General features: G+C 73.0%; 24 protein-coding genes. 15 read left to right on the top strand and 9 right to left on the bottom strand.

Annotation, left to right across the window (positions count from 1 at the left end):
• Both ACFVS8_RS01535 and ACFVS8_RS01540 read left to right on the top strand, forming a co-directional pair.
• Entirely contained in the window at nucleotides 1-2,037 is a 2,037-nt protein-coding gene (locus ACFVS8_RS01535) for a bifunctional aldolase/short-chain dehydrogenase (protein WP_387056887.1), read from the top strand.
• Nucleotides 2,034-3,524 carry a rhamnulokinase family protein gene (locus tag ACFVS8_RS01540; protein WP_387056889.1) on the top strand — a complete coding sequence of 497 codons (1,491 nt, stop codon included), beginning with the start codon at nucleotides 2,034-2,036 and terminating at the stop codon, nucleotides 3,522-3,524. Before ACFVS8_RS01535 ends, ACFVS8_RS01540 begins: the two co-directional genes overlap by 4 nt.
• Before the next feature lie 99 nt (nucleotides 3,525-3,623).
• Here the strand turns inward: ACFVS8_RS01540 and ACFVS8_RS01545 are convergent, their stop codons facing one another.
• Together ACFVS8_RS01545 and ACFVS8_RS01550 are read right to left on the bottom strand one after the other, a co-directional pair.
• The gene (locus ACFVS8_RS01545) at nucleotides 3,624-3,893 is read right to left on the bottom strand and encodes a hypothetical protein (RefSeq protein WP_387056891.1); all 270 of its coding nucleotides are present in this window, start codon (nucleotides 3,891-3,893) and stop codon (nucleotides 3,624-3,626) included.
• Between the two features lie 91 nt (nucleotides 3,894-3,984).
• On the bottom strand, nucleotides 3,985-5,715 hold the full coding sequence (locus ACFVS8_RS01550) for a SulP family inorganic anion transporter (protein ID WP_387056893.1): 1,731 nt from the start codon (nucleotides 5,713-5,715) through the stop codon (nucleotides 3,985-3,987).
• A 189-nt stretch (nucleotides 5,716-5,904) separates the two neighbouring features.
• Here ACFVS8_RS01550 and ACFVS8_RS01555 point away from each other — a divergent pair, with 189 nt between their 5' ends.
• The 10 genes from ACFVS8_RS01555 (at nucleotide 5,905) to ACFVS8_RS01600 (ending at nucleotide 14,802) form a co-directional block, all read left to right on the top strand.
• Nucleotides 5,905-6,660, top strand: a complete 756-nt coding sequence (locus tag ACFVS8_RS01555) for an IclR family transcriptional regulator (RefSeq protein ID WP_387056895.1) — start codon at nucleotides 5,905-5,907, stop codon at nucleotides 6,658-6,660.
• A 366-nt stretch (nucleotides 6,661-7,026) separates the two neighbouring features.
• A complete protein-coding gene (gene pcaH, locus ACFVS8_RS01560) occupies nucleotides 7,027-7,767 on the top strand; it encodes a protocatechuate 3,4-dioxygenase subunit beta (RefSeq protein WP_387058139.1) in 741 nt (246 codons plus the stop codon).
• Nucleotides 7,760-8,341: a protocatechuate 3,4-dioxygenase subunit alpha gene (gene pcaG, locus ACFVS8_RS01565; protein WP_387056897.1), complete on the top strand. Its 582-nt coding sequence runs from the start codon at nucleotides 7,760-7,762 to the stop codon at nucleotides 8,339-8,341. The genes pcaH and pcaG overlap by 8 nt, the downstream gene beginning before the upstream one ends.
• A gap of 11 nt (nucleotides 8,342-8,352) precedes the next feature.
• Nucleotides 8,353-9,540, top strand: coding sequence for a lyase family protein (locus tag ACFVS8_RS01570; protein WP_387056899.1), 1,188 nt, complete (start codon nucleotides 8,353-8,355; stop codon nucleotides 9,538-9,540).
• Nucleotides 9,537-10,739 (top strand): alpha/beta fold hydrolase, encoded by a 1,203-nt coding sequence (locus ACFVS8_RS01575; RefSeq protein ID WP_387056901.1) that lies wholly within the window; start codon nucleotides 9,537-9,539, stop codon nucleotides 10,737-10,739. The genes ACFVS8_RS01570 and ACFVS8_RS01575 overlap by 4 nt, the downstream gene beginning before the upstream one ends.
• 20 nt (nucleotides 10,740-10,759) lie before the next feature.
• Nucleotides 10,760-11,590, top strand: a complete 831-nt coding sequence (locus ACFVS8_RS01580; protein WP_387056903.1) for a CoA transferase subunit A — start codon at nucleotides 10,760-10,762, stop codon at nucleotides 11,588-11,590.
• Nucleotides 11,590-12,246: a CoA transferase subunit B gene (locus ACFVS8_RS01585; protein ID WP_387056905.1), complete on the top strand. Its 657-nt coding sequence runs from the start codon at nucleotides 11,590-11,592 to the stop codon at nucleotides 12,244-12,246. Before ACFVS8_RS01580 ends, ACFVS8_RS01585 begins: the two co-directional genes overlap by 1 nt.
• A complete protein-coding gene (locus ACFVS8_RS01590) occupies nucleotides 12,243-13,466 on the top strand; it encodes an acetyl-CoA C-acetyltransferase (RefSeq protein ID WP_387056907.1) in 1,224 nt (407 codons plus the stop codon). Before ACFVS8_RS01585 ends, ACFVS8_RS01590 begins: the two co-directional genes overlap by 4 nt.
• A 74-nt stretch (nucleotides 13,467-13,540) precedes the next feature.
• Nucleotides 13,541-14,563, top strand: a complete 1,023-nt coding sequence (locus ACFVS8_RS01595; RefSeq protein WP_387056909.1) for an FAD-dependent oxidoreductase — start codon at nucleotides 13,541-13,543, stop codon at nucleotides 14,561-14,563.
• Between the two features lie 59 nt (nucleotides 14,564-14,622).
• The gene (locus tag ACFVS8_RS01600) at nucleotides 14,623-14,802 is read left to right on the top strand and encodes a hypothetical protein (protein ID WP_387056911.1); all 180 of its coding nucleotides are present in this window, start codon (nucleotides 14,623-14,625) and stop codon (nucleotides 14,800-14,802) included.
• A gap of 70 nt (nucleotides 14,803-14,872) precedes the next feature.
• Here ACFVS8_RS01600 and ACFVS8_RS01605 read toward each other — a convergent pair whose 3' ends face one another.
• Nucleotides 14,873-16,042, bottom strand: a complete 1,170-nt coding sequence (locus ACFVS8_RS01605) for an enoyl-CoA hydratase/isomerase family protein (protein WP_387056913.1) — start codon at nucleotides 16,040-16,042, stop codon at nucleotides 14,873-14,875.
• A 391-nt stretch (nucleotides 16,043-16,433) separates the two neighbouring features.
• On the opposite strand from ACFVS8_RS01605, the gene ACFVS8_RS01610 reads away from it, so the two are divergent.
• Nucleotides 16,434-17,468, top strand: a complete 1,035-nt coding sequence (locus tag ACFVS8_RS01610; RefSeq protein WP_387056915.1) for a ScyD/ScyE family protein — start codon at nucleotides 16,434-16,436, stop codon at nucleotides 17,466-17,468.
• 104 nt (nucleotides 17,469-17,572) lie between these two features.
• Here ACFVS8_RS01610 and ACFVS8_RS01615 read toward each other — a convergent pair whose 3' ends face one another.
• From ACFVS8_RS01615 to ACFVS8_RS01625, 3 genes are all read right to left on the bottom strand, one after another.
• The gene (locus tag ACFVS8_RS01615; protein WP_387058142.1) at nucleotides 17,573-19,027 is read right to left on the bottom strand and encodes a flotillin family protein; all 1,455 of its coding nucleotides are present in this window, start codon (nucleotides 19,025-19,027) and stop codon (nucleotides 17,573-17,575) included.
• A gap of 88 nt (nucleotides 19,028-19,115) precedes the next feature.
• Nucleotides 19,116-19,586 carry an NfeD family protein gene (locus tag ACFVS8_RS01620; RefSeq protein ID WP_387056917.1) on the bottom strand — a complete coding sequence of 157 codons (471 nt, stop codon included), beginning with the start codon at nucleotides 19,584-19,586 and terminating at the stop codon, nucleotides 19,116-19,118.
• 189 nt (nucleotides 19,587-19,775) lie between these two features.
• Complete coding sequence (locus tag ACFVS8_RS01625; protein ID WP_387056919.1) at nucleotides 19,776-20,537, bottom strand: hypothetical protein; 762 nt, start codon at nucleotides 20,535-20,537, stop codon at nucleotides 19,776-19,778.
• Nucleotides 20,538-20,690: 153 nt separating this feature from the next.
• Between ACFVS8_RS01625 and ACFVS8_RS01630 the strand changes: the two genes are divergently transcribed.
• Nucleotides 20,691-22,592, top strand: coding sequence for a bifunctional 3'-5' exonuclease/DNA polymerase (locus tag ACFVS8_RS01630; RefSeq protein WP_387056921.1), 1,902 nt, complete (start codon nucleotides 20,691-20,693; stop codon nucleotides 22,590-22,592).
• Here the strand turns inward: ACFVS8_RS01630 and ACFVS8_RS01635 are convergent.
• Complete coding sequence (locus tag ACFVS8_RS01635) at nucleotides 22,571-23,302, bottom strand: PadR family transcriptional regulator (protein WP_387056923.1); 732 nt, start codon at nucleotides 23,300-23,302, stop codon at nucleotides 22,571-22,573. The genes ACFVS8_RS01630 and ACFVS8_RS01635 overlap by 22 nt on opposite strands.
• Nucleotides 23,303-23,529: 227 nt before the next feature.
• Here ACFVS8_RS01635 and ACFVS8_RS01640 point away from each other — a divergent pair, with 227 nt between their 5' ends.
• On the top strand, nucleotides 23,530-24,051 hold the full coding sequence (locus tag ACFVS8_RS01640; protein ID WP_387056925.1) for a DUF3145 domain-containing protein: 522 nt from the start codon (nucleotides 23,530-23,532) through the stop codon (nucleotides 24,049-24,051).
• Between the two features lie 169 nt (nucleotides 24,052-24,220).
• Here the strand turns inward: ACFVS8_RS01640 and ACFVS8_RS01645 are convergent, their stop codons facing one another.
• Together ACFVS8_RS01645 and ACFVS8_RS01650 are read right to left on the bottom strand one after the other, a co-directional pair.
• The gene (locus ACFVS8_RS01645; protein WP_387056927.1) at nucleotides 24,221-25,456 is read right to left on the bottom strand and encodes a beta-ketoacyl-[acyl-carrier-protein] synthase family protein; all 1,236 of its coding nucleotides are present in this window, start codon (nucleotides 25,454-25,456) and stop codon (nucleotides 24,221-24,223) included.
• Between the two features lie 85 nt (nucleotides 25,457-25,541).
• Nucleotides 25,542-25,790 carry an acyl carrier protein gene (locus ACFVS8_RS01650; RefSeq protein ID WP_387056929.1) on the bottom strand — a complete coding sequence of 83 codons (249 nt, stop codon included), beginning with the start codon at nucleotides 25,788-25,790 and terminating at the stop codon, nucleotides 25,542-25,544.
• Nucleotides 25,791-25,817 lie beyond the last annotated feature (27 nt).

The following is a 25,817-nucleotide window of genomic DNA, read 5'->3' on the forward strand; positions in this document are numbered from 1 at the left end:
ATGACGAACCCCGCAGCCGCCGACCTCATCGCGCGCAGCAACCGCCTCGGCGCCGACCCGAAGAACACGAACTACGCCGGCGGCAACACGTCGGCCAAGGGCACCGACACCGACCCGGTCACGGGCGAGCCCGTCGAGCTGCTCTGGGTCAAGGGCTCGGGCGGCGACCTCGGCACGCTCACCGAGCCGGGCCTCGCGGTGCTGCGCCTCGACCGCATGCGCTCGCTCGTGAACGTGTACCCGGGCGTCGACCGCGAAGACGAGATGGTCGCCGCGTTCGACTTCTGCCTGCACGGCAAGGGCGGTGCGGCGCCCTCGATCGACACGGCCATGCACGGGCTGGTGGATGCCGCGCACGTCGACCACCTGCACCCCGACTCGGGCATCGCGATCGCGACCGCCGCCGACGGCGAGGAGTTGACCGCGAAGATCTTCGGCGAGAAGGTCGTGTGGGTGCCGTGGCGTCGTCCGGGGTTCCAGCTCGGACTCGACATCGCCGAGATCAAGGCTGCGAACCCGGCCGCGATCGGCTGCATCCTCGGCGGCCACGGCATCACCGCGTGGGGCGACACGTCGGACGAGACCGAGGCGAACTCGCTCTGGATCATCGACACCGCCGCCGCCTACATCGAGGCGAACGGCACGGCCGAGCCCTTCGGCGGCGTGCGCGCCGGGTTCGAGGCGCTCGAGCCCGCCGAGCGCCTCGCGAAGGCCGCCGCGCTCGCACCGACGATCCGCGGCATCGCGAGCCACGACAAGCCCATGGTGGGCCACTTCACCGACACCGACGTCGTGCTCGACTTCCTCGCCTCCGAGCGAGCGCCCGAGCTCGCGGCGCTCGGCACGAGCTGCCCCGACCACTTCCTGCGCACCAAGGTCAAGCCGATGCTGCTCGACCTGCCCGCAGACGCCTCGATCGAGGACTCGATCGCGCGCCTGCACGAACTGCACGAGGCGTACCGCGCCGATTACCAGGCGTACTACGACGCGCACGCGACATCCCAGAGCCCCGCCATCCGCGGCGCCGACCCGCTCATCGTGCTCGTGCCGGGCGTCGGCATGTTCTCGTACGGCGCGAACAAGCAGACCGCCCGCGTCGCGGGCGAGTTCTACGTGAACGCGATCAACGTGATGCGCGGCGCCGAGGCGCTCTCGACGTACGCACCCATCAGCGATGCCGAGAAGTTCCGCATCGAGTACTGGGCGCTCGAGGAGGCCAAGCTCCAGCGCATGCCGAAGCCCAAGACCCACCAGGGCCGCATCGCGTTCGTCACGGGCGCCGCGTCGGGCATCGGCAAGGCCATCGCGACCCGCCTCGCGGCCGAGGGCGCGTGCGTCGTCGTCGCCGACCTCGACCTCGCCAAGGCGCAGGCCGCCGCGGCCGAACTGGGCGGGACGGATGTCGCGATCGGCGTCGCAGCGAACGTGGCCGATGCGGCCGGCGTGCAGGCCGCGATCGACGCCACGGTGCTCGCCTTCGGCGGCATCGACCTCGTCGTGAACAACGCCGGCCTGTCGCTGTCGAAGCCGCTGCTCGAGACCACCGAGCAGGACTGGGACCTCCAGCACGACGTCATGGCGAAGGGCTCGTTCCTCGTCGCGAAGGCCGCCGCGAAGGCGCTCATCGAGCAGCAGATGGGCGGCGACGTGATCTACATCTCGTCGAAGAACTCGGTCTTCGCCGGCCCGAACAACATCGCGTACTCGGCGACGAAGGCCGACCAGGCCCACCAGGTGCGCCTGCTCGCGGTCGAGCTCGGCGAGCACGGCGTGCGCGTCAACGGCATCAACCCCGACGGCGTGGTACGCGGTTCGGGCATCTTCGCCGCGGGCTGGGGGGCGAACCGCGCCGCGACCTACGGCGTGAACGAGGAGGACCTCGGCCAGTTCTACGCGAACCGCACCATCCTCAAGCGCGAGGTCGTGCCCGAGAACGTCGCCGACGCGGTGTACGTGCTCACCGGCCCCGAACTCTCGCGCACGACCGGCCTGCACATCCCGGTCGACTCGGGCGTCGCGGCGGCGTTCCTGCGATGAGCAGGTCCCGTTCGGGCGCGGTCGCCGGCGCGGCAAGCGGCGCGGCGCGCGGCGCGGCGAGCGTCGCCGCCGTCGACCTCGGCGCGACGAGCGGCCGGGTCATCGTCGGCCGCGTCGGCGACGGCGAACTCGCCATGCAGACGGTCGGCCGGTTCGAGAACCGCGCCGTGCCGACGCCGAACGGCCTGCACTGGGACCTGCTGGGCCTCTACCGCGGGGCCCTCACGGGGCTCGCGGCCGCGGTGCGCGAGCATCCGTCGATCGCGAGCATCGGCGTCGACTCGTGGGCGGTCGACTACGGGCTCTTCGCGGGCGGACGCATGCTCGGCACCCCGTTCCACTACCGCGACGAGCGCACCGCGGCCGGCGTCGAGGCGACGCACGCGCGGGTGCCCTTCGAAGACCTGTACCGGCGCAACGGCCTGCAGTTCCTGCCGTTCAACACGCTGTACCAGCTCGCCGCCGAACGCACGGGCGGGGCGCTGCTCGACCTCGCCGACACCCTGCTGCTCGTGCCCGACCTGTTCGGCTACTACCTCACGGGCACGGCCGTCGCCGAGCGCACGAATGCCTCGACCACGGGCCTCGTGAACGTGACGACGGGGGAGTGGGACGACGAGCTCATCGCGACGCTCGGCCTGCCCCGCGGCATCCTGCCAGGCCTCGTCGACCCGGGCGCGCGCATCGGCACGACGCTGCCGTACGTGCAGCGCGAGATCGGCGCGGCCCGTCCGATCGACGTCGTCGCGGTCGGCTCGCACGACACCGCGTCGGCGGTGGTCGGCGTTCCGATGACGGATGCCTCCCGCGCCGCGTACATCTCGTGCGGCACCTGGGGGCTCGTGGGCCTCGAACTCGAGCACCCGGTCACGACCGACGCGGCCCGCGCCGCCAACTTCACCAACGAGGGCGGCGTCGACGGCCGCGTGCGGTTCCTGCACAACGTCATGGGCCTCTGGCTGCTCTCGGAGTCGGTGCGCCAGTGGGAACTCGAGTCGGGCTCGAAGATCGACCTGCCGACCCTCATCGCCGAGGCCGGCTCGATCACGACCCCCGTGGCGGTGTTCGATCCGGATGACGCGCGCTTCGCGCCGCCCGGTGACATGCCGGGCCGCATCGCGGCATGGTGCGTCGAGCACGACGAGCCGGTGCCCGCATCGTGGGCGGAGTTCACGCGTTCGATCATCGAATCGCTCGCCGAGGCGTTCGCCCGCACCGTGCGCACCGCGGCCGAGCTCACCGGCCGCGCGGTCGACGTCATCCACATCGTGGGCGGCGGTTCGCTGAACACGCTCCTCTGCCGACGCACGGCCGACCGGGCCGGCATCCCCGTGCTCGCGGGCCCCGTCGAGGCGACCGCGATCGGCAACCTGCTCGTGCAGGCCCGCGCGCAGGGCGCGACCGGATCGAGCCTCGAGGAGTTGCGCGCGATCGCCGCGGCGGCGTTCCCGCCGGTGCGGTACGAGCCCACGTCGAGCACGGACTGACGGCGGTCCGGCAGCAGGGAGTTCCTGTGCCGGAGCGGGCGTCACGGTGACGTCGTCGGCGGGATGCAGCGGGTGCCGGCGCGGGTCACCGTACGTGCGTCACCAGACGACGCCGCCGCCGACCGAGATGCCGCCCCACGTGAGGGCGATGAAGATGGCGGCGAACACGACGGGGGCGATGCCCTTGCCGCCCCGCGCGAGCCCCTTCAGCAGCCCGATCACGGCGAGCACCGCGGCGATGACCGAGAGGCCGCCGCCCACGATGAGGCCGATGAACAGCGGGATCGGCATGAGGAGGAGTCCGGCCAGACCGACCCAGAAGGCGGCCCAGGCGGTCGGGTTCGAACGGGATGCGGCGGCGTCAGACATGGCATCGATCCTGTCAGACTCGCCGGGCGTTCGGCGACCCGGTGCATCGGCGACCGCTCAGCCGCCGACGCCGGCGTGCCTCGGCGACCGCTCAGCCGCCGACGCCGTGGGTTTCGCCCGCGTCATCCCGTCCCTCGGCGAGCTGCGCCTCGACGGCCCGGTGCACGTTGCCGTGCACGTGGTCGGCGCCGATCCGCTCGAGCAGGCCCTGGGCCCCGAGCACGGTGCCGACGCTCGGCTTCACCCTCGCCAGCCTGAGCGCGATGCCCTCGGCCTCCGTCAGGTCGCGGATCTCCGTGAGCTTCGCTGCGCCCTGCGAATCGATGAAGCCGACGCCCTCGAGGTCGAGCACCAGTGCGGTCACGGGCGGATCGCCCGAGATCAGCTCGCGGATGCGCTCGTCGAACGCCTCGGCCGTGGCGAAGAAGAGCCCGCCGTCGAGGCGGACGACGGCGATGCCGGGGAAGGTCTCGTCGGCGGGGTTCAGATCGAGGTCGCGGAAGACCTGGGTGCCGGGCTCGCGACCGAGCGCGGGCATCGCGGGCCGCGTCGACACGTACACGAGCCAGCCGATCGAGAGCACGATGCCGATCACGATGCCGAACAGCACGCCGGCCGAGAGCACGCCGACGACGGCCGCGACGGCGATCCAGAAGTCGAACCGCGAGACGCGGCGCAGACGCCTGAACTCGGGCAGGTCGATCATGCCGAAGACCACTGCGTCGATGATGATCGCGCCGAGCACGGCTTTGGGAAGGTCGGCGAAGAGGGGCGCGAGCAGCAGCAGCGTCAGGATCACGAGCACGCCAGTCGTCAGCGACGCCACGGGCGTGCGAGCGCCGGCCGACTCGTTGAGCGAGCTCGCCGAGAGGCTGGTCGACACCGGCATGCCCTGCACCAGTCCCGATCCGACGTTCGCCATGCCCTGGGCGACCGCCTCCTGGTTCGCATCGATGCGGTACCGGTGCCTGGTCGCGAACGCACGGGCGTCGCCCGCGGTCTGCGAGAAGCCGATGAGGAGCAGTGCGAGCGAGGCCACCAGGATCTCGGGCACGTGCTGCAGCGCCACCTCGAGGCTCGGAAACTGCGGCACCGGGAGTCCGCTCGGCACCGGTCCGACGAGCGCCACGTCGCGCGCGCCGAGATCGAGCAGCGCGGAGGCGAGCAGGCCGCCCACCACCAGCACGAGGGCGCCCGGTACCTTCGGCGCCCAGAACCGGAGCGCCAGGATGACGGCGAGCGCGGCCACGCCCACCGCCAGCGTCGGCAGGTGCGTGCCACCGAGCCCGCCGAGCCACGATGCGAACTCGCGCCAGGAGCTGTCGCCGTCGGTGGAGGTGCCGGTCAGCTTCGGCAGTTCGCCGATGACGACGTCGATCGCAGCACCGGCGAGGAACCCGGTGACGACCGCCTTCGACAGGAACTGGGCGATCCACCCCATGCGGAGCACGGCCATGAGGAGGAACAGCACGCCGGTGACCAGCGTGATCGCGGCGACGAGCTGCGCCGCGTCGTCGCCGGTGACCCCCGTCAGGATCACCGCGCCGCCGGCGACGGCGGCGAGCGACGAGCTCGGGCCGGTCGAGATCTGGCGGGAGGTGCAGAACAGCGCGTAGATGATCGCTCCCGCGGCAGCGGCGTACAGCCCGTTCTGCACCGGCACGCCCGCGATCTCGGCATAGCCGAGGTTCTTCGGCACGATCATCGCCACCACGGCGATGCCGGCCACGATGTCGGCGCGCAGCCAGCGGCGTTCGTAGCGCGGCAGCCAGTCGACGATCGGGAGCAGTCTTCCGATCGGGTTGCGCTTGTCTGTGCTCACGGTGCCTCCGACGATCGCGATGTCGTGCCGGCGACGCCCGGCCGATGCCCGGCGCGAGCACACGGTACCGCACACCGGGGCGCGACGGGCGGGTTTCCTCGCACCCGGCGACCGCCCGTCGACGTCAGCCGTCCGGACTCCGCTCGGAGGTGACCGCGCCCATCCGGGCTCCGCTCGTAGGCTTGGCCCATGCCACGTCGTGACGGCGACGACCGCAGCGTCGCCGAGAAGCTCTTCGCGATCGCCGACGCCTTCGAGCGCGGCGACGAGCTCACGCTCGGCGAGATCGCCGATCGGGCCCGGCTGCCGATGTCGACGGCGCATCGCCTCGTCGGCGAATGGGTCGCATGGGGCGGGCTCGTCCGCGGCGACGACGGCCGCTTCCGGGTGGGCATCAAGCTGTGGCGGCTCTCGGTGCGCCAGCCCTCGTCGCGCCGGTTGCGCGCCGCCGCGAAGCTGTACCTCCAGGACCTCTTCGACGCGACCGGCGAGCATGTGCACCTCGCGGTCCGCGAGGGCCTCGGCGTCGTCTACCTGGAGCGGATGTCGGGGCCCGACGCCGTGCCGTCGATCACCGATGTCGGCTCGCGGCTGCCGTTGCACGCGACCGGGGTCGGGCAGGCGCTGCTCGCGTTCGCCCCGCCCGGCGTGTTCGAGGACGTCGTTGCCGGAGGTCTCCGACCGTACCAGCCGGGCACGATCACCGACGAGGACGAGCTCCGCGCGCGCATGGCGGAGGTGCGCCGGGTCGGGCTCGCGACCTCGGTCGAGGCGCTCACGAAGGGCGCGTTCTCGGTCGCGGCGCCCGTGCGGGACGCGACCGGCACCGTGGTCGCGGCGGTGTCGATCATCGCGCACGTCGAGCGGCGCACGGAGCCGCAGTTCGCGCTCGGCGTGCGTATCGCGGGGCGCGGCATCTCTGCGGCGCTCGGCTGGCGTCCCTGACGCGCGCGACGAGCGACCCCGGCCGTCATCGCCGGTCGGCCGGGCGAGGCGGCCGATCGCCGAACCGGTGAGGCGCGGCATCCGACCATTCCATCCAATGGAATCCGGGATGCGACGGCGCGCGCGGCGAGCGCAGCATGGAGGGCACCTCCAGACACCGACGTAGGGGACCCAGTGACCGACCGAATCGCCGCACCCGCCCGCTCGGGTCGAGCCCATGCCGCCGCGCCCGGCACCGCGCCCGACCTCGCCGCGCGCGCCGCAGCGCCGGGTGCACCGACTCCCGGCGCAGCAACTCCCGGCGCAGCAACTCCAGGCGCCGGCGCGCACCGATCGCCCGTCGACGGGCTCGCGGATCAGGCGCAGATCTCCGCGGAGATCGCCGCGGCCCAGGCTGCAGCCGTCGAAGCCGGTCGCACCCCCACCCACCCCCGGCGCGACTTCGCCCCGTACCGATCGACGGCGCTGCGGCATCCGACGCACGAGCTCGTGCGCGCGGACCCCGAGGAGATCGAGCTCGTCTCGCCCGCGTTCGGTCACACCGACGTCGCGGCCGAGGAGGCCGACCTCACGATCGCGCACGTCGGCGAACCTCTCGGCGAGCGCATCGTCGTCACCGGCCGCGTGCTCGACGGCGAGGGGCGGCCGGTGCGCAACCAGCTCGTCGAGATCTGGCAGGCCAACGCCTCCGGGCGGTACGTGCACAAGCGCGATCAGCATCCGGCGCCGCTCGACCCGAACTTCACGGGCGTCGGGCGCCTCATCACCGGCGACGACGGCTCCTACCGGCTGACGACGATCAAGCCCGGGGCGTACCCGTGGAAGAACCACCGCAACGCCTGGCGGCCGGCGCACATCCACTTCTCGTTCTTCGGCTCGGCGTTCACGCAGCGCCTGATCACGCAGATGTACTTCCCCGGAGACCCGCTGTTCGCGCTCGATCCGATCTACCAGTCGATCGTCGATCCGGCCGCGCGCGATCGGCTCGTGGCGCGATACGACCACGACGTGAGCGAGCCGGAGTGGGCGCTCGGCTACCGATGGGACGTCGTGCTCACCGGCCCGAGATCGACCTGGATGGAACCCGAGGGAGCCGACCATGCCTGACCCGATCGTGCCCGCGCTGCCCGGACCGACGCCGTCGCAGACGGTCGGCCCGTTCTTCGGCTACGCGCTGCCCTACGAGGGCGGCCCCGAGGTGCGAGCCCCATGGCTGCCCGACGCGATCCGCGTGCACGGCACGATCCTCGACGGCGCCGGTGCAGCGGTCCCCGATGCGATCGTGGAGATCTGGGGTGCGGATGCCGCGGGCCGGGCGCCAGTCGAACGCGGCTCGCTCGCGAGGCGGCAGGGCGGGTTCACGGGCTTCGGACGGGCCGCCGTCGACCGCGACGGCCGCTTCTCGTTCACGACGGTCAAGCCCGGATCGATGCGGGCGGGTTCGGCCCCGTACCTGCTCGTGACGATCTTCGCCAGGGGCGTGCTGCACCACCTCGTCACGCGCGCCTACTTCGGCGACGAGCCCGAGGCGAACCTGACCGACCCGCTGCTGCGTTCGGTGACCGACGAACGCCGTGCGACGCTCGTGGCCGAGCCCGACGGGCCGCGCTCGTACCGGTTCGACATCCGGCTGCAGGGCGAGGGCGAGACCGTGTTCCTCGACTACGCGGCAGACGCGTGACGGGGGTTCCGATGACCGACTGGGGACTGATCGATCCGGGCGCGACGGATGCCGCGGGCACCGGTGACGACGAGGTGCTGACCGCGATGGTCGACGTCGAGCGCGCGCTGCTGCGGGCCTGGGGCGACGTGCTCGACGAGTTCCTCGATGCGCAGGCCGACGTGCTCGACGCGGGATCCGTCGACCGCGAGGTGCTCCGTGCGGGCGTCGCCCGCGACGGCGTTCCCGTGGTCGCGCTCGTTCCCGAGCTCCGGGCCCAACTCTCGGCCGCGGGGCTGTCCGACGCCCGCCTGCACCTCGGTGCGACCAGCCAGGACGTGGTCGACACGGCGCTCATGGTCGTCGCCCGCGACACGATCCGAGACGCTCGGGCCGACCTCGTGGCTGCCGGGCGCGCGCTGGTCGCCCTCGCCGCGCGGGAACGGCGCAGTCCGCGCCTCGCGCGCACCGTCGGCCGGCGGGCGGAGGCCGGCACGTTCGGCGTGCTCGCCGCCGGCTGGCTCGACGGCCTCGCGTCGGCGATCGACGCGATCGACACCACCGCGTTCCCGGTGCAGTTCGGCGGAGCGGTCGGCACCGGCGCGGCCGCGGACGCCGTCGCCGGTCGTGCCGGCGCCGCCGACGAGGTGCGCGCGGGTCTTGCTGCACGGCTCGGCCTCGTCGATCCCCGGCGCTCGTGGCACACCGAGCGCTCGGCCGTGCTCGCCGTCGCCGGCACCGGCGCGGCGGCGGTCGCCGCACTCGGGCGGATCGCCGGCGACGCGACGCTGCTCTCCCGGGAGGAGTTCGGCGAGGTCGTGCTTGCGGGCGGCGGTGCGTCCTCGTCGATGCCCCACAAGCAGAACCCGGTCGACGCCGTCGCGATCACCGCGGCCGCGGTCGAGGCGCCCGGGCTCCTCCAGACGATCGCGAGTGCGGCGGTCGCCGGCGACGAGCGGTCGGCGGGGCGCTGGCACGCCGAGTGGAGCGCGCTGCGGCGGGTGCTCCGGCTGACCCGGTCCGCGGCCGGAGCCGCACGTCGGCTCCTCGAGGGCCTCGCATTCGACGACGCTCGGGCCGCCGACCTGCTCGCCCAGTCCGGGGCGGCCGGCGAGCGCCCCGACCGCGACGTGCTGTACGCGGCATCCGACCGCATCGTCGACCGGGCACTCGACCGATTCGCGGCGAGCGCCGACCACCCTCTGGAGGACCACGCATGAGCGTTCCACGTCTGCGCGGCGCATTCGCGCCGGGCACGAGTCCCGGCAGCAACGCTCTGCTCGTGCTGCTGCCGTCGCTCGGCACCACCACGGCACTCTGGGACGGCGTCGTGACCAGGCTCCGCCACGACCCGCGCACGTCCGACCTGCGCATCCTGCGGATCGACCTGCCGGGGCACGGGGCGAGCCCGGCTGCGCCAGAGGCGTTCGACATGGCGGAGCTCGCCGAGGCGGTGCTCGCCGTCGTCGACGAAGCCGGGGGAGGCGCGTTCCACCTCGCGGGGGTCTCGCTCGGCGGCGCGATCTCGCTCGAACTCGCCCTGCGCCACCCAGAGCGCGTGCGGAGCCTCGCCGTGAGCTGCACCGGTGCACGGATCGGCACTCGTGCGGGCTGGGCGGAGCGCGGAGCGTCGGTGCGGGCGAGCGGCACCGCGTCGCTCGTGACCGGCAGCGCCACGCGCTGGTTCGCCCCCGGGTTCCTCGACCGCGACGCGGGCGGGCCGGGCGCCCGCGCCCTCGGCACGCTGGTCGACGTCGACGACGAGTCGTACGCGCGGTGCACCGATGCGCTGGGCGCGTTCGACCGCACGACCGACCTCGACGCGATCACGGCGCCGACCCTCGCGATCAGCGGCGAGCACGACGCCGTCACCACGCCCGCCTCGATGCAGGACCTCGCCGACGACATCCCCGGCGCACGGCACATCGCGCTCGACGGGGCCGCGCACCTGGCCGTGCTCGAGGAGCCCGCAGCGGTCGCCGAACTGCTCGCCGAGCACGTCGGCGCCGCCGAGCGGGTCGCCGCGGCATCCGTCGCCCGAGGACGCGGCATGCGGGTGCGACGCACGGTGCTCGGCGACGCCCACGTCGACCGTGCGATCGCCTCGACCACGCCCGAGACGGCCGCGTTCCAGGACTTCGCGACCCGCACCGCCTGGGGCGACATCTGGGCGAGGCCGGGCCTCGGCCTCCGGGACCGGTCGATCGCGACGCTCGCGAGCCTGACCACCGGCGGCCACGGCACCGAGATCGCGATGCACGTCCGTGCGGCGCTGCGCAACGGGCTCACGCGCGACGAGATCGCCGAGGTGCTGCTGCACACGGCGCTCTACGCGGGGCTGCCCGCATCGAACGAGGCCCTCGCGATCATGCGAGACGTCTTCGACCACCCCGCGTCCGACCACGACGCGACCCGCTGACGAACGAACACCGGAGCACCATGGACAAGACCTTCGCCTCGGCTGCCGCCGCCGTCGCCGACATCCCACCGGGAGCATCGCTCGCGGTCGGCGGATTCGGCCTCTCGGGCGTGCCGATCACGCTCATCCGCGCACTGCTCGACCTGGGCGTCGGCGACCTCGAGGTCGTCTCGAACAACTGCGGCGTCGACGGATGGGGCCTCGGCGAACTGCTCGCCGAGGGGCGGATCCGCCGAGTGATCGCGAGCTACATCGGCGAGAACCGGGAGTTCGGCCGCCAGTACCTCGCGGGCGAGATCGAGGTCGAGCTGACGCCCCAGGGCACGCTCGCCGAGCGACTGCGCGCGGGCGGGGTCGGGATCCCGGCCTTCTACACGGCGACCGGCGCCGGCACCGCGGTCTCCGACGGCGGCATGCCGTTGCGCTACGCCGCCGACGGCAGCGTCGCGCTCGCGAGCGACCCGAAGGAGCTGCGCCCGTTCGACGAATTCGGTCGCACTCGCGAGTACGTGCTCGAACGCGCCATCCGCACCGACTACGGGCTCGTGCGCGCCGCGGTGGGCGACCGGCACGGCAACCTGCGCTTCGAGAAGGCGACCCGCAACTTCAACCCGCTCGCGGGCATGGCGGGGCGCATCACGATCGCCGAGGTCGACGAGCTCGTGGAGCCCGGAGAGCTCGGGCCCGACGACATCCACCTGCCCGGCATCCACGTCGACCGCGTCGTCGTGCTCTCGCGCGAGCAGTCGGCCGACCTGCCGATCGAGAAGGTCACCGTGCGGCAGCGGCCCGCGGCATCCGCCATCACCGATCGGGTCTCGACCACCGACACCCATGAGGAGGCCCGCTGATGGCACTCACGCGCGACGAGATGGCCGCCCGCGCGGCCCGTGAACTCAAGGACGGCACCTACGTGAACCTCGGCATCGGCCTGCCGACCCTCATCCCGAACCACCTGCCCGACGGCGTCGAGGTCGTGCTGCACTCCGAGAACGGGGTGCTCGGCGTCGGCCCGTACCCGTGGGAGGGCGAGGAGGACCCGAAGCTCATCAACGCAGGCAAGGAGACGGTGACGGTGCTGCCCGGTGCCGCGTACTTCGACTCGGCCGCGAGCTTCGGCATGATCCGCGGCGGGCGCATCACGACCGCCGTGCTCGGCGCCATGCAGGTCTCGGCCGGCGGCGACATCGCGAACTGGGCCGTGCCGGGCCGGATGGTCAAGGGCATGGGCGGCGCCATGGACCTCGTGAACGGCGCCGAACGCGTCATCGTGGTGATGGAGCACGTCGCGAAGGACGGCTCGCCCAAGCTCGTCGAGCAGTGCACGCTGCCGCTCACGGGTCGGGCCTGCGTCGATCGCATCATCACCGACCTCGCGGTGTTCGACATCACCGAAGACGGGCTCGTGCTGGTCGAGCTCGCGCCCGGGGTCGACCTCAACCGGGTGATGGATGCCACGGGCGCGCCGTTCGCCGTCGCGCTCGCGCCTGCGGTGGCAGGCGCATGAGCGAGCTGCGCGAGGTCGTCGTCTGCTCCCCGCTGCGCACCCCCGTCGGACGCATGGGCGGAGCACTCGCAGACGTCTCGGCGACCTCGCTCGCCGAGACCGTGCTCACCGCGCTGCTCGAGCGCACCGGAGTCGATCCGGCTGCCGTCGACTCGGTCATCGCTGCGCAGGGGTACCCGACCATGGAGGCCCCGGCCGCGGGCCGCGTCGCGGCGCTCGACGCCGGATTCCCGGTCACCACCACCGGCTACCAGCTGGACCGCCGCTGCGGCTCGGGCCTGCAGGCCGTGCTGAACGCCGCCATGGAGGTGCAGACCGGGGTCGCCGACGCCGTGGTCGCGCTCGGCGTCGAGTCGATGTCGAACGCCCCGCTCTACACGGTCGAGGGGCGCCGCGGGGTGAGCGGCGCCGGGCTCCTGCTGCGCGACGCGCTCTCGCGCGGACGCGAGACCGTCGGCGGCCGTCGATTCCCGACCCCCGAGGGCAACGTCGGATCGGCCGAACTGCTGCGCGCTGAGTACGGCATCACCCGCGAGGCGCAGGACGCGCTCGCACTCGCCTCGCATCGGCGGGCGGTCGCGGCGCAGGAGTCCGGCGCGTTCGACGACGAACTGGTGTCCGTCGCCGTGCCGACGCGCGGCGGTCGTGGCGCGCCGACCATCGTCGACCGCGACGAGCACCCCCGTGCCGACACCACGCTCGAGGCGCTCGCAGCCCTGCGGCCCATGCTCGGCCGCGGCGACCCCGATGCGACCGTCACGGCCGGCAACGCGAGCGGGCAGAACGACGCCGCGGCTGCGTGCATCGTCACGACCCGTGCGCGCGCCTCCGAACTCGGGCTCACCCCGATGCTGCGGCTCGTCTCGTGGGCCGTCGCCGGAAACGACCCCCTGCGTTTCGGCGTCGCGCCCGTGCCAGCAGCGAACCGCGCGCTCGCGCGCGCCGGCATCCGCTTCGCCGATCTCGACGTGATCGAGCTCAACGAGGCGTTCGCCGTGCAGGTGCTCGCGTGCCTCGCCGAGTGGGGCGTCGACGCCGAGGACCCGAGGCTGAACCCGCGCGGCAGCGGCATCTCGATCGGGCACCCCATCGGCGCCACCGGCATCCGCATGCTCGCCACCCTCGCGCACGAGCTGCCCGCGCTCGACGGCTCGCTCGCCCTCGAGACGATGTGCATCGGCGGCGGCCAGGCGCTCGCGGCGGTGTTCGAGCGGGTGTGACCACCCGGCGATTGTACGGTCCCCGGCGTCGGCTCCGAGCGTCGGCTCGGGGCGTCGGGTGGCAGAGTGGAGCCATGAGAGCAGCGGTCGTGGGCGCGGGCGTCATCGGGCTGAGCGTCGCGCACGAGCTCAGGGCCGCGGGCGTCGACGTGGTCGTCTTCGCCGATGCGCCCGACCCGCGCGACTGCTCGCCCCTCGCCGGCGCCGTGTGGTTCCCGTACGGCGTCTCGCTCGACCCCGCCGTCGTCGCCATGTCCGACCGCACGCGGGTGCGGCTCGAGGCGCTCGCGAGCGACCCGGCCACCGGCGTGGCGCGTCGTCGCGGCACCTACGTCGTGCGTCGCGACGGCGTCGACCTGTCGTGGGCGAACGACCTGCCCGAGCGAGCGGATGTCGCGGCAGCCGACCTGCCGGCCGGGGCCCTCGGTGCGTTCCGAGCGGTGCTGCCCGTCGTCGACATGTCGCGATACCTGCCCTGGCTCCGTCGCCGGGTGACCGCGATGGGCGTCGAGCTGCGCACGCATCGGGTGACCGACCTCGACGAACTCGACGGCGCCGGCGGCGCTTCGGGCTTCGGCGAGGCCGGCGCGGGCGGCGGCCTCGGCGCGAGCGCCGTCGACCCCGGCTTCGATGCGATCGTGGTGGCCGCCGGCATCCGCTCGACCGAGCTCGTCGTCGACGACGAACCGATGCGCCCCAGGCGCGGCCAGGTCGTGCGCCTCGCGAACCCGGGGCTCACCGACTGGATCATCGACGAAGACGCCCCCGACGGCATGACGTACGTGATCCCGCGGTTCGACGACGTGGTCTGCGGCGGCACGAGCATCGACGACTGGAGCACCGAACTCGACCCCGCGACGGCCGAGGCGATCCTGCGGCGGGCGCGGGCGATCGAGCCGGCGCTCCTCGGGGCATCCGTCGTGTCGGAGGGCGTCGGCCTGCGACCCTCGCGGCGAGTGCCGCGCGTCGAGCGCCTCGAGCGTCGGGGAGTGCCGACGTTCGCCTGCTACGGGCACGGCGGTGCCGGCGTCTCGCTCTCGTGGGGGTCCGCGGAATCGATCGTGCGGTTGCTCGAGGCGGCCGGAGTTCCCGAGTAACGCGAGCGGGCCGCTTCGATCGGGCACGACCGTCGTCGCGGGTCGACTAGCCTCGGAACATGCGCACCTTCTGGACCGTCCTCGGCGTCATCGCCGCCGTCGTCATCGCCTGGGTGCTGGTCGACGTCGTGTTCAGCGTGGTGTGGTTCCTGGTGAAGGCCCTGATCGTCGCCGTGGTCGCGGTCGTCGTCTTCTTCGTGCTGCGCTCGCTCGTGCGGCGGAACGCCGTCGATCGCTGACGCGGTGCGTCGCTGACGGGGTCCGTCGCTGACGCGCCGGTCTCAGCGCGGGTCGCCGACGGCGCCGATCTCAGGCGTCCTCGGTTGCGGCGCTCTCGGGCTCCGCCTCGGGGATCCCGAGCCCGCGCGGGAACACGCTGTGCCGCAGCGGAGTCTCCATGGCGGCGACGATGTCGGTGATGTCGACCGCGCCGAGGTCGGCGGGGCGCCATTCGGGCATGGAGTCCTGGTGGAGCGTCTCGGTGTTCTGGGCGACGAGCGCCTGCACGCCCGTGAAGAGGTCGGGGTGGGTCGTGAACCACCGCGCGAGGCGCAGTTCGCGCTCGAGCGCGTCTCGCAGGTCTTCGCCGTCGCGCGCGGCGCGCACGGACCGGAGCGTCGCGACGAGCGCCGTCGGCGAGAGCCGCAGCAGCGTGTCGGCCGCGGCAGCGGCGTCGGCAGCTGCATCGGGGTCGTCGGAATCGGCGGCTCGAAGTCCCTCGACCTCGTCGCCGTTCGAGAACGCCCACAGGCGCTCGAGGATCGCCTCGACCGTGTCGGCCGAGTAGCACGCGTCGATCCAGTCGCGGCGCGCGAGAACGGGCGACGGGCCCGGCTCGACCGAGAAGCGGCGCACCTTCTCGTCGGGGGCGGCGGCGTCGTCGGGGTCGACCAGCGCGGCGACGAGTTCGGCGACGCGTTCGGCGGGCACCATCACGTCGGCGAAGCCGAGCGCGATCGCGTCGGGCGCGGTCAGGTCGATGGAGTTGAGCGCGATATGCGTGCCGATCTCGCCGGGGGTGCGGGCGAGTCGCCACGTCGCGCCGCCGTCGGGGGCGAACCCGTAGCCCGTCTCGGGCTGGCCGAGCTTCACCCGATCGGTGACGACCCGGGTCGAGGCGTGCCCGGCGAGCGAGATGCCGCCGCCCATCGTCATGCCGTGCATGATCGACACGACGGGCTTGGGGTACTCGGCGAGCTTGGCGATCACGCGGTACTCGTCGCGGAAGAAGACCGTGCCGATGGTCATGCCCTCGGCCGCCCGCTCGAGGATCTCGCGGAAGTCGCCGCCCGCGCAGAACCCGTAGTCGCCCACGCCGTCGAGCAGCACGGCGTCGACGTCGGGTTCTTCGGCCCATGCGTCGAGGGCGTCGGTCAGCGCTTGCATCATCTCGAGGTCGATCGCATTGATCGAGTCCGGGCGGTTGAGGCTCAGGTGGCCGATTCGGCCGACGATGGCGATGTTGACAGGCGAGTGCACCTGCACAACGGTATCGGGTGCGAGCGGGTCGTGATGACGCGATCGGGCGTTGCAGGCGATTCCGGCCGGTGAATTGTTGAACGATCTCGGCGTCGGGCGCGCCCGAGACGCGCACGCACGACGTCCGGTCCGGCCCGGTCGCGCGGTCCGGACCGGTGCGGATGCCGCGTTCCGCCCGCCCCACGACTGGTCGGCGCGCGTTCGGCTGCGGGGCGCGCGCCTCCGCCGAAGATGGTCAATTCGCGTCATGACGCCGTACGCCCGACCCGGCAGCCTGTGACCGGATGGATCGCCGGGCGAGCGGACCCCGAACCGGGTCCCGCCGGTGATCGTGGGATGCGCGTGCCCGGTCGGGCAACGGGCGGTCGTGCGCGCCCGATCGACGGGAGACATGATGAAGACGAGACGGTCGACCTGGACCGGTGCGATGCTCGCGGCGGCGCTGCTGCCGCTGCTGTTCGCGCCATCGGTCGCGAGTGCGCACGGCGGCGGCGATGCCGCACCCGAGGTCACGCTGCTCGCGTCGGGCCTCGAGGGTGCGAGCGGCGGCACGATCGGGCCGGATGGCGCGCTCTACGTGGGCGAGGGGACGACGGGGGAGATCACCCGCATCGACACGCGGACCGGAGCGGCCTCGACGTTCGCGACCGGCCTCCCGCCCGCGGTCAACCCGATCGGTGGGGTCACCGACGTCGCGTTCGTCGGGCGCACCGCGTATGCGCTCGTGACGCTGGTCGATCCCGGTGCGGGCGGCGCAGCGGTGAGCGGCATCTACCGCATCGACGACGCCGACAGCTCGACCGTCGTGGCGGATCTCGGCGCATGGTCGATCGCGCATCCGCCGACGACGGAGTTCTTCGTGCCGAGCGGGGTGCAGTTCGCGTTCGAGCCGGTGCGCGGCGGATTCGTGGTCACCGACGGGCACCACAACCGGGTGCTCCTCGCGGGGCTCTCGGGCCGAATCACGCAGCTCGCGCAGTTCGAGAACACCGTGCCGACGGGGTTGGACCTCGCCGGAGCGCGTCTGTACGTCGCAGAGGCGGGTCCGACGCCGCATCTGCCCGAAGAGGGACGGATCGTCGTGATGAACCCCTGGCGTTCGATGGCGCACGAGGTCGCGGCCGGTGCGCCGCTCCTCGTCGATGTGGAGGCCGGCCGATGCGGACTCTACGGGCTCTCCCAGGGCGCGTGGACGGGCGGTGAGCCAGGTTCGCCGGCATCTCCCGACACGGGCTCGCTCGTCGAGGTGACGCGTGGCGGCGGCTTGTCGGTCGTGGTCGACGGCCTCGATCGTCCGACGTCGGTCTACTTCGCGCGCGATGCGGCGTTCGTGATCGGACTGGCCGGCGAGGTCTGGCGGATCGACCACGTCTTCGCGAACGACCGCGGCGCGAAGGGCGGATGCCGCGGGCACGGCCGCTGGTGATGCACCGGCCCGCAACTCGCGGGCGTCACGACGAGAGCGCCGGATGTCTCGAGAGAGGCATCCGGCGCTCCGGTCGGCGGGGCCGCCAGAAGGGCGGCTGGACGCTACTTGACGGCGTCGCCCGACTTCACGAGCTGCCCGCCGGCGAGGCCGGCGAGGATCGAGCCGACGTCGAGCCCCGTGAGCGACTTGACCACCTCGGTGCCCTCGCCGAGCACCTGGCCGACCGTCTTCGTGACGGCGCTGGCGCCATCGGTCGAGACGACCGTGAGCTTGTCGATGTTCGAGATCGGCTCCGCGGCGGCGCGCACGATCTCGGGCAGTCGCGAGATGATCTCCTGCGCGAGGGCGGCCTCGCCGTACTTCTGGAGGGCGAGTGCCTTCGCATCGGTGGCGGATGCCTCGGCCAGACCCTCGGCCTCGATCGCAGCGGCGCGGGCCTCGCCCTCGGCGCGCACACCGGCGGCGAGGGCGACCTGGCGGTCGCGCTCGGCCTCGCCCGCGAACCGCACCGCGGTCGCGGCGGCTTCGGCGTCTTGCACGGCCGCGACCTTGTTCGCCTCGGCGATCTTGGTGCGCCTGAACGCCTCGGCCTCGGTGCTGGCGTTCGCGGCGTCGCGCTTGGCGGTCGCGCGCTGCACCTCGGCGTATGCCTCGGCCTCCGCGGGCTTGCGGATCTCGATGTCGAGGCGCTCCTGCGTGACGAGCGCCTGCTCCTGCAGCGCGTCGCGCTCCTGCACGGCGACGAGCTTGTCCTGCTCGGCGGTCGCGAGCTGGCCCGCGGCCTCCGCCTCGGCGTTGGCGCGGTCGGTCTCGGCCTTGATGCCGGCCTGCTTGAGGCTCAGGGCCTTCTGCCGCTCGGCGATCTGCTCGGCGGCCTCGATGCGCGCGAACTCGCTCGCACGCGCAGCCTCGGCCTCGCTCACCTCGGCGACCTGACGTGCCCTGGCCGCCTCGGCGCGGCCGAGGTTGGCGAGGTAGTCGCTGCCGGGCGTCGAGATGTCGGAGATGTTCAGCAGGTCGACCTGGAGGCCCTGCTCGACGAGGTCGGTCTTGGTCTCGGCGACGACGCGGTCGGAGAGGCTCTTGCGATCGGAGATGATCTGCTCGATGGTCATGTCGCCGACGATCGAGCGCAGCGAACCCTCGAGCGACTCCTTGATGATCTCGGTGAGCAGTTCCTGCTGCGAGAGGAAGCGCTGGGCCGCGCGGCGCACGCCCTCCTCGGTGCCGCTGACCTTGAAGTTGATCGACGCCTTGATCGCGATCTTGATGCGGTTCTTGTCGACGCCCTCGACGGTGATGCCGATCTGGCGCTGCTCGAGCGATATCGAGAAGCCCTGCTGCAGGATCGGCCAGACGAAGGTGCGGCCGCCGATGACGACGCGCTGGCCGACGCCGGCCTGGGCGTCGCGACGGCCGGCGCCGCGCCCGACGATGACGAGCGCCTCGTTGGGCGGCACGCGGCGGATGCGGCGCGCGATGAAGACGAGCAGCGAGAGCAGGGCGATGACGATCGCGATGATCGCGATCACCTGGATCGTGGTCGGGTCCAGCAGCAAGGTGGTGCCTTTCGGGAGCAGGGCGGGAACAGGTGGGGTCGGGCCGGTGGGGCGGTCGAGGCGATCGGCGGGGTCGACGTCGACCTCAGCCGACGGCGACCTTGACGCGGGTGCCGACGTGCTCGACGACGACGATGCGCGACCCCTCGGGGATCGCCTCGTCGGCGTAGGCGAGGCGGCGCTCGATCTCGCCCGGACCGTCGAGGCTCACCTCGCCGCCGGCGGGGGAGACGTCGGAGCGGGTGATGCCCGACAGCCCCACGGCCGAGGCGGGCACGCCGTCGGACGAGTTCGTGAGGTTGCGCACGACGACCGCCGAGAGCACGTAGCCCGCGATGCCGAGCACGATCGCGAGCACGTACGCCCAGACCAGGTCGAGGCCGGTCGTCGCGATGAGCGCGCCGGACGCCCCGAAGACCACCAGGCCGACCGAGAGCGCCGTGCCGGAGATCGCGCCGTCGCCGACGTCGAGGTGATCGAGGATGTCGCCGAGCACCAACGAGATGAGGAGCAGCACGAGGCCCACTCCGCCGACGATCAGGAACGGGAGGAGCATCCGCTGGCCCTTCTGCGCGCGCGAGACCGCGCGGGAGTGTGCACGGGTCTCGTAACGCTATCGGTTCTCGGGCTCAGGCAGCGGGCGTTCTCCACAGGCCCGCAGCCCCAAGGGCACGCAGCCCACTGCCAGCCCGCAGGGCCTGCAGCCCACTGCAAGCCCGCGGGGCCTGCAGCCCACTGGCCGCGCCTAGGACGCGGCCGACCCCGCGATCGAGATCGCGTCGACGGCCGCATCTCCGCGGAGTGCCCGCATGCGCTCGACGACGGCGTCGACGACGGGCTCGGTCAACGTGCGGCAGACGATGCTGTTCGACCCGAGCGAGTCGAGTCCGCCCGCGCGGATGCGGATCACCTCCCACCCCACCTCGGCGAGCGCCTCGTCTTTCTCGAGGTCGGACGCCTCCTTCATGCCGAGGTGCGCGCGCCGGGAGCGGCCCGGGTCGTCGTACTCGACCGCGATGCGCAGCTGCGGCACGAGCACGTCGGGCCAGACCTCGCTGCGCCCGAAGAACGTGCGGGCGATGTGCACGGCGTTCACCCGGTGGTGCAACCGGATGCGTTCGCCGAGCATCGTGCGGAGCCGCTGCTCGGTCATGGAGGTGCGGGTCTTGAGGCCCGGCTTCATGAAGGCCAGACCGGCCTCGCGCAACGCGGCGGGCGCCGCGGCGTTCGCACGGCACTTCGCGCAGCCCGTGCCCGTGAGCACGTCGCTCACGGTCGCGGGGTAGCGGTCGTGCCCGCGCGGGCACTGCCAGAGGTACTCGGCACCGATCCGGGTCTCGACGGCGAGCCTCCCGCGCATCGGCGGGGCCACCTTGCGCAGCAGCTCGGCGCGCGAGCGCTGCGTCTCGGCGACGAGCATGCAGAGGGGGCAGGCGCGGCGGAGCGCGAGCACCCCGGGGTCGCCGGGGTCGGCGCCGTGTCCGCAGTGGAATCTCACGGCGACCACGGCGACTCCTCGGGTTCGGGCATGCACCGATGCTGCACGCACCCACCGACACCGGCACGGCACTGGCGCCGGCATCGGCATCGGAACCGGCACCGGCTGCGCCCGGGCGGGCCGGGCACCCGGGTGTCGGTGCCGGGCGCGACAATGGACGGCATGCAGATCGCCGTGGGCATCGGCGACGACGGTCGTGTCGGGTTCGCCGACCCCGAGCGTCCCGGCGAGCTGCTCGCCGAGGTCGACCACGCGGCATCCGCGGCCGAGTTCGCACGGCTCGAACGCGAGCATGCGCCGAGGTGGGTCTGGTCGGACACCCGTCGCTGGTACCCGGCGCTGCTCGCGAACGGCGTGCGGCTCGCGCGCTGCCACGACCTGCGGCTGTGCGGCGCGATCCTCGACCACTCCACGGCGACGGCCGACGCCCGTGCAGAGGGCCGGCATCGCCCTCCTACCTGGCTGCCGCCCGGGCCCACCACGGTCGAGGCCGGCGCGCCGGCCGTCGGCGGGGGCCCGAAGCACGAGACGCTGTTCGACCTCGAGGGCTTCGACGGCTTCGAGGGCGTCGACGCACCGGTCCAGCCCGATCCGGCGGGGCCCGCGAACGCCGAGGGCGGTGCGGCCGCAGGCACGTCGCAGGGCGGGGCCGACCGGTCAGGGGCGGGCCGGTCAGGGGCGGGCCGGTCGGGCGCGGGCCGGGCGGATGCCGGTGGCGGGCGCGCCTCTGCTGCATCCGTCGCCGACGAGTACCGTCGTCAGGTCGCGCTCATCGAGGCGAGCACCGCGCCCGGTGCCATGCGCCTGCTCGTCGCCGCGGAGTCCGCCGGTGCCCTCATCGGCGCCGAGATGCGCGCGGCGGGCCTGCCCTGGAGCCGGCGTGTGCACGAGTCCGTGCTCGAGGAGACCCTCGGCGGGCGCCCGGCGCCGGGTCGCAAGCCCGCCCGCATGGAGGAGATCGCCGCCGAGGTCCGTACGGAGCTCAGCGCCCCGGGGCTGAACCTCGACTCCCAGGTCGACCTCCTCCGCGCGCTCAGGGCCGCGGGGGTGCCGACCGCATCGACCTCCCGCTGGGAGCTGCGCGAGCACGACCACCCCGCCATCGAGCCGTTGATCGCCTACAAGAAGCTCGCACGGCTGCTGAGCGCCAACGGGTGGGCGTGGCTCGACGAGTGGGTGCGCGACGACCGGTTCCGGCCCGAGTACGTGCCGGGCGGCACGGCGACGGGGCGCTGGGCGACCTCGGGCGGCGGGGCGCTGCAGCTGCCCAAGCTCGTGCGCAGCGCGGTCGTCGCCGACCCCGGATGGACCCTCGTGGTCGCCGACGCCGCTCAGCTCGAACCGCGCGTGCTCACGGGCATGTCGCGCGACGAGGCCATGCGGCGCGCGGGCCACGGTCGCGACCTCTACCGCGGACTCGTCGACGCCGGCGTCGTCGCGACGCGCGACGAGGCGAAGGTCGCGATCCTGGGGGCCATGTACGGCGCGACCACCGGCGACAGCGGACGCCTCGTGCCGCGGCTCGCGCGGGCCTTCCCGCACGCCATGCGACTGGTCGATGCGGCCGCTCGCGACGGCGAACGGGGGCTGCAGGTGACCACCCTCCTCGGCCGATCCTCGCCGGTGCCGCCCTCCGAGTGGCGGGCGACGCAGGCCAGCGCGAGCCAGCCCGACGCGACCGCCGCCGACGAGCGGCGAGCTCGTTCGAGCGCGCGCGACTGGGGGCGGTTCACCCGCAACTTCGTCGTGCAGGGCAGCGCGGCCGAGTGGGCGCTGTGCTGGATGGCCGACCTGCGCACGCGGCTCGACGCGATCGGCCGCACCGAGCCCGAGGGCATGCGGCGTGCCGCGGCATCCGGCCCGGTCTTCGACCGCGCGCCGCATCTCGTCTACTTCCTGCACGACGAGATCATCGTTCACACGCCCGTCGAGCACGCCGAGGCGGTCGCCGCAGCGGTGCGCGAGTCGGCCGTCGCGGCGGGCAACCTGCTGTTCGGCGGGTTCCCGGTGGAGTTCCCGCTCGACCTCGCGGTGGTCGAGAGCTACGCGTCGGCCGACGCCTGAGCAGGCGTCTCCACGAGCAGCGTCGCGGGAGTCCGCCCGGGGCGACGACCCCGGCGGGGTCGCGTCGTGCTCGGCTCGAACACGAGCGCGCCGTCGCGCGCGAGCGGCTCCGCCGTGTCGAGCCACGTCAGTGCGGCCTCGGCGCGCACGAGGTCGGCGGATGCCGCGAGCCGCGCCAGTCCCGCCATGGCCGTCGCTCCGGGGTGCTCGCCGTCGCCCACCCCGGTGGCGCGCCCGGCGCCCGGCGCCGGAGTCGAGGTCGGAGCCCGACCCGGAGCCCGCGCGGAGGCCGGTGCCTCGCCGGTCGGCGCGCCCGCCGACTGCCCGGCGGCGATCTCGCGCCGTTCGCGCCAGCGTCGCGTCTCAGCCGCGATGACGGATGCGGCGTCGAACTCCGGCAGCGATGCGGCGATGAGCACCCGGTCGACCGTCTCGTCCCACGGGTCGGCGCCCGCGGCGTCGTCGCCGTCGAGCCAGGCGTCGACGGCCAGTCGCCCGGCGTCGGTGAGCCGATGCAGGGGGAGTCCGTCGTCGGTCGTCCCGGCCGGCTCGACGAGACCCTGCCTGGTGAGCCGGTCGAGGGTGGCGTACGTCTGCCCCACGTTCACGGTCCGGCGACCGCCGGTGCGCTCGGCGAGACCGCCGTGCAGGGCGAACCCGTAGGCCGGGCCGAGGGTGAGCAGGGCGAGCAGCGCGTCGCGCACGGCCATGGCGCCTCCTTCGGCGTTCGATCGCAAGACGGGGACTCGGAACGTTTCACCGAGCATACAGTTGCGGTGCGTGCTCACGGCGAGCGCCACGGCGCGCGGCGAGAACCTTGTCAGGCGCGCGGATCCGCGGCATAATCGCCCGTGACGGTCACGTCGAGAATCGAATACCTGCCATCCGTGGCTCCCGAGGTCGTAGGGGAAGACGCACCTCGAGAACGGAGACGGAGATGGCCAACACGTTGACGCGGGTCGTGCGCCCCGCGCAAGGAGTGCTGTTCGTGCACTCCGCACCGCGCGCACTCTGCCCGCATGTCGAGTGGGCCGCCGGTCGCGCCCTCGGCACCGCCGTAAACTTCGAGTGGGCCGATCAGCCCGTCTATCGCGGACTCATGCGCGCCGAGTTCCACTGGGAGGGCGAGGCGGGCACCGGGGCGAAGATCGCGTCCGCCCTGCGCGGCTGGGAGCAGTTGCGCTACGAGGTGAGCGAAGACCCGACGCCCGGCTCCGACGGCGCCCGGTGGATGCACACGCCCGACCTCGGCGTCTTCTTCGCGCAGACCGACGTCGCGGGCAACACCGTGGTCGGCGAGGACCGCATCCGGTACGCGATGGAGGTGGCCGGAACCGACCCCGTCGAGCTTCACCGGGAACTGCGACTCGCACTCGGGCAGGCGTGGGACGACGAGCTCGAGCCGTTCCGCCACGCGAGCGACTTCGCCCCCGTCGTGTGGCTGCACCAGGTCGGGTGAGCCGTATGCCGTGAACAGGCCTCGGCCGTCGCGCTGGCGTCCCGCGGTCGTCGGAGAGCCTCTCCCGGTGAACGCACGGACGAAACCCGTCGGCCGTCGACGAACAGGGCCCCGGTGTCGTGAGACACCGGGGCCCTGCTCACGTGCGGATGCGGCATCCGCACGCTCGTCACATCGAGCGGAAGACCGCGACCGCGTTGTGGCCGCCGAACCCGAACGAGTTCGAGATCGCGACCTGGGGGCCGTCGCCGAGGGGCTGCGGTTCGCCCGAGATCTTGAGCGGGATCGCCGGATCCTGCGTCGTGAGGTTGATCGTCGGCGGAGCGACCCGGTTCTCGAGGGCGAGCACCGTGAACACAGCCTCGAGCGCACCCGTGCCGCCGAGCAGGTGACCCGTGGAGGCCTTCGTCGCCGAGACCGGGATCTCGTGAACGCGGTCGCCGAACACGTTGAGCAGTGCCGTGTACTCGGCGATGTCGCCGACCGGCGTGCTCGTGGCGTGCGCGTTGATGTGCGTGACCTCGTCGGGCGTGGCACCGGCCTGCGCGAGGGCGTCGAGCACGGCACGGCTCGCGCCGCGGCCCTCGGGGTCGTTCGCCGTGATGTGGTACGAGTCGGCGCTGACCGCGCCGCCCGCGAGCTCCGCGTAGATGCGGGCGCCGCGCGCGAGGGCGTGCTCCTCGGTCTCGATGACCAGGCTGGCCGCGCCCTCGCCCATGACGAAGCCGTCGCGGTCGACGCTGTACGGCCGCGACGCGTGCGCCGGGTCGTCGTTGCGCTTGGAGAGCGCCTGCATCGAGGAGAACGACGCGAGCGTGATGGGGTGCACCGCCGACTCGGAGCCGCCGGCGATGACGACGTCGGCGAGGCCGAGCTGGAGGTGCTCGTAGGCGTTCGCGAGCGACTCGGTGCTCGACGCGCAGGCCGAGGCGACCGTTCGGGCGAACGCGCGCGCCTCGAAGTGCATCGAGATGGCCGCGGATGCCGCGTTCGGCATGAGCATCGGCACGGTCATGGGCAGCACGCGCCGGGGTCCGCGCTCGCGCAGGGTGTCCCACGCGTCGAGCAGGGTCCAGATGCCGCCGATGCCGGTCGCGTAGTCGACGCCGAGGCGCTCGGGAGCGACCTCGGGGGCGCCGGCGTCGGCCCACGCCTCCATCGCCGAGATCAGCGCGAACTGGCTCGACGGGTCGAGGCGCTTGGCGACGGGGCGCTCGAGCACCTCTTCGGGGCGGACCTTCGCCGAGGCGGCGAAGTGCACGGGCAGGTCGTATTCGGCGACCCAGTCGTGCTCGAGCGTGCGAGCACCGGATTCGCCGGCGAGCAGGGCGTTCCAGCTTTCACGTGCGGTGCCGCCGAGCGGCGAGGTCGCACCGATGCCGGTGATCACGATCTTCTTGGTCATACGAGAGTGACTCCGATGGGGAGGAAAACGATCAGACTGGTCGAGCGGGCCGGGCGTTCGCACGCCGGCCCGCTCCACGCATCGACTAGGCGGAGGCCTTGACGATGAAGTCGACGGCGTCGCCGACGAGCTTGAGGTTCTTGACCTCTTCGTCGGGGATCTTGACGTCGAACTTCTCTTCGGCGTTGACGACGATGGTCATCATCGAGATCGAGTCGATGTCGAGGTCGTCGGTGAACGACTTGTCCAGCTCAACCGTCTCGGTCGCGATGCCGGTCTCGTCGTTGATGAGCTCGGCCAGGCCGGCAAGCACTTCTTCGGTGGACAATGCCATGGTTCTTCTCCTTGAGGGTGTCTCGTT

The organism is Agromyces sp. NPDC058110, assembly GCF_042884735.1.
GTDB lineage: Bacteria > Actinomycetota > Actinomycetes > Actinomycetales > Microbacteriaceae > Agromyces.